Source organism: Candidatus Atribacteria bacterium (assembly GCA_011056645.1).
GTDB classification, from domain to species: Bacteria; Atribacterota; Phoenicimicrobiia; order Phoenicimicrobiales; family Phoenicimicrobiaceae; genus Sediminicultor; species Sediminicultor quartus.
In genome coordinates this window covers 1-6,291 of the sequence record DSEL01000145.1, presented here as the reverse complement: position 1 = coordinate 6,291, position 6,291 = coordinate 1, and the positions used below count along the sequence as shown (strand labels likewise).

General features: G+C 31.7%; 5 protein-coding genes, 1 pseudogene and 2 riboswitches. All 6 genes and pseudogenes read left to right on the top strand.

The window, feature by feature from the left end; translation table 11 throughout:
- Window positions 1-159: 159 nt before the first annotated feature.
- The 6 genes and pseudogenes from ENO17_05605 to ENO17_05580 all read left to right on the top strand — a co-directional run bounded on the left by ENO17_05605 (window position 160) and on the right by ENO17_05580 (window position 6,041).
- The gene (locus ENO17_05605) at window positions 160-873 is read left to right on the top strand and encodes a sigma-70 family RNA polymerase sigma factor (protein HER24501.1); all 714 of its coding nucleotides are present in this window, start codon (window positions 160-162) and stop codon (window positions 871-873) included.
- A gap of 20 nt (window positions 874-893) precedes the next feature.
- Entirely contained in the window at window positions 894-1,610 is a 717-nt protein-coding gene (locus ENO17_05600) for a sigma-70 family RNA polymerase sigma factor (protein HER24500.1), read from the top strand.
- Window positions 1,611-1,669: 59 nt separating this feature from the next.
- On the top strand, window positions 1,670-2,092 hold the full coding sequence (locus ENO17_05595; GenBank protein ID HER24499.1) for a hypothetical protein: 423 nt from the start codon (window positions 1,670-1,672) through the stop codon (window positions 2,090-2,092).
- Window positions 2,093-2,123: 31 nt separating this feature from the next.
- Window positions 2,124-2,450: pseudogene (locus ENO17_05590) on the top strand (hypothetical protein).
- Between the two features lie 344 nt (window positions 2,451-2,794).
- A riboswitch (cyclic di-GMP riboswitch) is annotated at window positions 2,795-2,889 on the top strand.
- Window positions 2,890-3,086: 197 nt separating this feature from the next.
- Window positions 3,087-3,171: riboswitch (cyclic di-GMP riboswitch) on the top strand.
- A 183-nt stretch (window positions 3,172-3,354) separates the two neighbouring features.
- Entirely contained in the window at window positions 3,355-3,813 is a 459-nt protein-coding gene (locus tag ENO17_05585; GenBank protein ID HER24498.1) for a prepilin-type N-terminal cleavage/methylation domain-containing protein, read from the top strand.
- Window positions 3,814-4,007: 194 nt separating this feature from the next.
- On the top strand, window positions 4,008-6,041 hold the full coding sequence (locus ENO17_05580) for a tetratricopeptide repeat protein (GenBank protein ID HER24497.1): 2,034 nt from the start codon (window positions 4,008-4,010) through the stop codon (window positions 6,039-6,041).
- Window positions 6,042-6,291: the final 250 nt, after the last annotated feature.

Sequence of the window (6,291 nt, the reverse complement as noted above, 5' to 3'; positions counted from 1 at the left end):
CCCATATTTAGCATGATAAACTTAATCCAATAAAAAAATAATATAAAATGTCATTGAGAGCACCGCTTGCGGTGTGCGGCAATCTCAGATAGAGCAAGCATCTTTCCTGTCTACTAAAATGTAGGGGTTCGATTCATCGAACCCGTAAGGACCACTATTATGACCGTGATAGCTAATATCCAAAAAATAACTGATACTCAAATTACCGAATACCGGCCACTGGTAAAAAATATTGCTGGTAAATTTAAAAATTCCGGAGAACCCCTGGAGGACTTGGAACAGGTGGGTTATATAGGATTAATGAACGCCTTTCATCTTTACAATCCTGAAAGGGAAGTAAAATTCGAAACCTATGCTACCTGGCTTATCTCCGGTGAGATCAGACACTATATCCGGGACAAACACCAGCTAATAAAAGTACCGGAGTGGATGTTAAAATTAAATAAAAAAATTGACCAATTCATTATTTGTTACCAAAAAGAAAATAATAAAATTCCTTCCCTTTCTGAAATATCTGAAAAATTTAACCTGACCGAAGAAGGCATAAAAGAAATCCTAAAAGCTCGAGAGGCAGTTCAAATAGTCTCCCTTGACCAGGAGCAAAGAAAATATAGTTTTGACCACTATCCCCAAATAGAAAAAATAAAGAGTAAAAATTATGAAACCTTTAAACTGCCTATGGAAGATATTATTGCTTTAAAAAATACCTTAAGCAGATTAAAAAAATTACAGCAAAAAGTAATTTATTATATTTTTGAAAAAGATTTGACTCAAACCAAAATAGCCGGTAAACTGGGTATTTCTCAAAGACAAGTTTCCCGATTAAAAAATTCTGCCCTGAAAGAATTAAAAGAATGTATCAAAAATGATTAAGGTACAGGGGGAGCATTACTATGGAATTAAATGAATCTAAAGAAGTAACTGATCAACAGATATTAAAATTCAAACCGTTGGTAAAAAATATTGCCTACAAATTTATAAATTCCGGTGAGCCTTTAGAGGATTTGGAACAGCTGGGATATATAGGCTTGATCAATGCCATAAATCTTTACAATCAGCAAAGAAAAGTTAAATTTGAAACCTATGCTTCCTGGTTCATTTCCGGAGAAATAAGACATTATATTAGAGATAAACATCAGACCATTAGAATTCCTCATTGGATTACCGAATTAAATAAAAAAATTGATGAGTTTATTGTAGGATTTAAAGCAGAAACCAATAAAGTTCCTTCCCTAAAAAAAATTGCCCAGGAATTCAACCTTACCGAAGAGGGAGTCAAAGAGGTATTAAAAGCAAGGAATGTCGTGCATACGGTTTCTATCGATCAGGATAACCGTGATTATGATTGTAATGATTTTCCCAGATTAGAAAAAATAAAAAATGACCATTATAAAAGTTTTCATTTGCCTATAGAAGATTTAATTGCCTTAGAGCTTGCTTTAAATAAATTACATAACATACAACGTAAAGTAATTAATTATATTTTCATTAAAGACCTGACTCAAACTAAAACAGCCAAAAAATTGGCAATTTCCCAGCGGCAAGTTTCTCGAATAAAAGATGAAGCACTGAGATCATTAAAAGAAGAGCTGGAAGAAAATGTATCTTAAAGGGCGTGAATGAATAAAAAATAGAGGCTGATTGATAAAGCCTCCTGGAGTTTTGAATAATGCGCAGAAAAAAGGCGGTTGTAAAATATAAGGACGGTGAAATCCTAAAAGGTTGGGTTGAGGATTTTAAACTCGATGGAGAATCGTTTACTTTTTTCCCTCTTTTTGAATATAGCCAGAAAGAAAGTATGGAAATAAATTATGATTCTCTAAAAGCAGTATTCTTTGTAAAAGATTTTATAGGAGATAAAAATTATAAAAAAGTCAGAAACTTTGATATTGACCTGAAAATAACTCCCAGCCAACGTAAATTAATTGTTAATTTTGCAGACGGGGAACGTCTATACGGTACCAGCCACAACTATGGCCGATACAAAATAGGATTCTTCATGTATCCGATCGACCCCAAAGATAACAGTGAAAGAATATTTGTGGTCCATTCGGCAGTAGAGAGCATCCGTTTGATGAAAATCGAAATCTAAGAATACTAAAAATAAAGAAAGGAACAGACCAATGATTGCCAATAAAATTGTGGTGAAATACAAAGATGGAGAAATTATAAAAGGTTGGTCAACTGATTTTGGCCCCAATAAAGATATCTTTCATTTACACCCTCTTGAAGAGTACGGTAAAGATATAGTGGAAATAGAAATTTCTTCCCTTAAAGCAGTATTTTTTGTCAAGGATTATAAAGGAAATAAAAATTATAAAAAAGTAAGAACTTTTGAAGGCCAGTCAAAAGGAGTTCCTAGCCAGAGAAAAATAGTCATTATTTTTAGAGACGGCGAAAATTTCTACGGCACCACACATAGTTATAATCAGGAAAGAAAGGGATTTTATGTTTATCCGATTGACCCTAAAGACAATAATGATAGGGTTTTTGTTATTAATCCGGCAGTAAATAGTGTTAAATTACAAAAATTTAATAGCGAAGACTTCCAAATATACGTATACCAAAACTCATAAACTTTTCGTCATTATCCTTAGCAGGACAAGCGCCTCTGCAGTAATTTCTGCTTTCCTCCCCTTACTTTCGATTCATCGAACCCGTTTTTACTAACGAGTAATTTAATTGGTGCATTGGTGAATATAAGAAATTTTAATTTAATTTTTTACTTCTTGTCTAAAACCTTCCAAAATTGGGAATAATATAAGTAGCAAGGAAAATAAAGATATTTATAAAAAGTTGAAAAAGGCAAACTATCCGAAAGGACAGGACGCAAAGTTATGGGTCTAAGGTAATTGTTACCATGATTGCTATGGCTGCCAAGCTGCCGACTTTATTTTTGTCCCATTTTTATTTTCCTCCCTCTTAAGGAGGATGATTAAGACAGGGGTGAAAAGTAGGGTTCGATTCATCGGACCCGAGCAATTAAACAAATTCCTATTTACTTTTACAGTAACATATCATAAAGATTATGAAGGAAAATATAGGATAACGACCAGGAGGTGATTAATTCCGGGAATAATAAAAAAAATTGAAAAAGGTAAACTGCTCGAAAGGGTAGGGCACAAAGTCTAGGTCTAAGGCACTCGTGGCTATGACCGCTAAACTACCGATTTTTCAAAAGTATTTTTAATTATCAATTGAATGAGACCGGCAAACTGAACAATTAGGCAATTGAATAGTCTTATGTCTCTCATATTGTAATTTTCATTTAAAAAACTGACGACTAACGACTATTCACTAACGACTAATTTAACCGGTAGAATGGTCAACTAAATAAAAAAGGAGGAATTTAAAATGTATAGTTTTAGAAAAAGTAAAAAAGGTTTTACCCTGATTGAATTGATGGTCGTGGTAGCTATTATCGGTGTGTTGGTTTTACTTGGCCTGAGAGCTTATTCTTCTCAAAAAGAAAGAGCGATGAACTCCATTGTAAAAGCCAATGCTAGTACTATTCAAACCATGCTGGTAGGATACATGGGGGATATGGATATTCTTACTGATGAGAATATATCGGACTGCCTTGGACCTGTAACTCAAACCATGATAGAGAACATGGTAAATCCTTATGATAATTCCCATCAGGTATACCGTATTTCTGCAGGTGGTACGAGTGTATTTGAGACTACACCAACAGACAGTTATGGTCAAGTTGATGTCTTAAGAGTAGCACCCAATGTACTATATGTCAACGGCCGGGGTAAACGGAACGAACTGTTGTTGCTTCCTAATTCGTTACCGGCTAATAAATATTAATCAGTAGATTATAAGTTACTTAAAAAAAAGCCCTCTTTGAAAATTTAGAGGGCTTTTTTAATATTTAGATTAAATTTATTGTGTTTAATATTCAATTATTATATCAGCAATTAAGATTAAATTTTTTTCATCCATCGAGATAAAATAAATAGCTCAATAATTAAGAATAATTAATTTGATTAGGGTAGTTAAAAATGGATAAATATAAAATAGAAAATATTAATTTTTATCAAAAAATAACCTTAAATATGTTAAAATTATCGATTTTATTTACACCATTGGTGGCGAACAAATATGTGGATCGATACTTAATTAACCAGGAAACCTGGCTGAAATTATTCATAGTGCTTGGTGGCGGAATATACCTCATCAGTTTTTTAAGGGAAGAAAATATCACTTTTAAAAGAAATAAAATATCCTTACCCCTGGTATTATTATTTTTAATAGTAATATTTTCTTTTATTAAAAATGGATTTTCGATGAGCATTCTTCATGACGGCATTATTTTTTTAGCTTATTTTATTTTATATTTTTTAATCTTAAAAAATATAAAAAATCAATATCAGTTTAAATCATTTATCCAGCTATTTTTTCTCACTTCTTTTATTATCGCCCTTTATACTATTTTACATTATTATGATTTTATTTCCTATTTACAAGAATATGGAAAGGTTGCCTCTCTCATCGGTCAAAAGAACTGGATTTCTAATTATATAGCCTTAATTTTTCCCTTAATGTTTTCTTTTTATTTACTGGAAAAAGTGAAAAAGAAAAAAATGATCCACTTTATATCATTATCTTTTCTGTATACCGCTTTAATAATTTGCCAGAGCAGAGGGATATGGATTAGCCTAAGTCTTAGCTTGCTGTTCGGGGTGTTTCTTATTTTTAAATTTAATTCTTTCCATTTATTTAAAGAAAATAAGAAATGGCTTATTTTATTATTGATTAGTTTTATCATTATTACTCTTATTTATTCTATTGATAATCCTTTAAATATAAGCCCTCTTACTGTAACCCAGAGAGTTTTATCCACTTTTGAGGAGAAAGATCCTTCCATTAATACTCGCATTTTAATGTGGAGGGTTACCGGGCAGATGATAAAAGATAAACCTTTACTGGGAGGAGGGATAGGAAGTTTTAAGATAAATTATTTAGATTATCAAGCCGGGTTTTTAAAAGAACATCCGGAATATAATCAATATTGGACCAATGCCAAGGAAGCCCATAATGAATATTTGCAAATAGGGGCAGAGATAGGATTGTTTGGCCTGGGCATCATTTTACTACTAATATTAAAATTATATAGTTTATTCATAAATTTTCTGAAAAAAGAAACAGATAGTAAAAGAAAATTAATTTTCTGGGGTTTATTGATAGGTATGACTTCTTTTTTAATCCATAATCTTTTTACTTTTCCTTTGCACGTTCCCGCCCTGGGTTCTGCTTTTTTTGTTATCCTGGGTCTTAGTGCAGCATATATTAGAAATTATGATTTATCAGAGGAGAGAGATCAAGAAAAAGATAAAAATGATTTGATGAATGGAGAAAAGAAAAGGGTAAACCGTTCCCGACTACCACTTCTTTATACCATTTTGGTTTTACTTATTGTGTTAGTGCTGATAAATGACATAGTTGTGAGACCTTATTTAGCTGAAGTATATGCTTACCAGGGGGAAAAATATTTTGAAGATGATAATAATATAGAATCAGCCCTAAAATATACATCGGCTCATAAGTTAGACCCTTTTAACGGCAGGACATTGTTTAATTTAGGGGTCAACTATTATATCTTGATGATATATGGAGAGGCCGAAAAGATCTTTAAAGAATCAAAAAAATATTATAATGATAAAAATATTTATGGTAATTTAGGATTATGCTATATGAAGATGGGTGATTATCCACGAGCAGAAGAAGAATTTAAATATGCCATTTATCTTGATCCTCGATTTACCCAGGCCTATTCCGATTTGGGTCTTTTGTATTTTGAAAAAGAAAATTATGATGAATCTATTGATCAATGGAAAAAAATATTAGAAATTGAACCAAATTTTGCAGAAAATTATAGTGTTTTGGCTAATTTAGGGGTAATTTATGAGAAGAAGAAAATGCCGGATAAAGCATTGGAATATTTACTACAAGCTTTGCAATTAGTGCCTGAAGGTGATCCTATTGAAAAAGAAATAGAGGAAGAAATTAATAAGATTTATAAAAGCAAATTGTAAAAAATAGCTGTTAGTTAGCCATTATTATTTGCTCATTACTTTGCGGCTATATGCTGATTTTACTATATATTTATTACTGTAATTACATACTGGATATTTGATACTATATTACTCTCTCTCTAATTGGTAAATCGGTCAATTGGAAAATCGCTTGATTACATCATGTTGTATCTTGAATTTAATACTAACGACTATTCAATATTCACTAACGACTTGTACTATAACAATATCTAATAGATTAATAAAATAT